Raw genomic sequence first — 280 nt, forward strand, 5'->3', positions numbered from 1 at the left:
GGTGGCGCTGGAGTCGATGATCGATGCCAACGTCAAGTTGATCGATTTGACCTGGCTGCCGGCCAACGGTGGCCTGATCAACCCCGCCCAGGCGATCGGCGAAGTGGCCAAGCGTCACGGTATCGCCTATTTCATCGACGCCGGCCAAGCCGTGGGGCAACTGCCGGTCGACGTGCAGGCACTGCACTGCGATGTGCTCAAGTCAGCCGGGCGCAAACACCTGCGCGGGCCACGCGGTACGGCGCTGATGTATGTAAGGCCGGGCTTCCTCCAGCGCCTG

General features: G+C 64.6%; 1 protein-coding gene. It reads left to right on the top strand.

Features of this window, described 5'->3' with window-relative positions:
* Positions 1–16 precede the first annotated feature (16 nt).
* Positions 17–280 (top strand): aminotransferase class V-fold PLP-dependent enzyme (locus KZZ04_RS18915; RefSeq protein ID WP_219423791.1); only part of this gene is annotated, 264 nt, incomplete at its 3' end.

It is taken from the genome of Pseudoalteromonas sp. CR1, assembly GCF_019392235.1.
GTDB lineage: Bacteria > Pseudomonadota > Gammaproteobacteria > Enterobacterales > Alteromonadaceae > Pseudoalteromonas.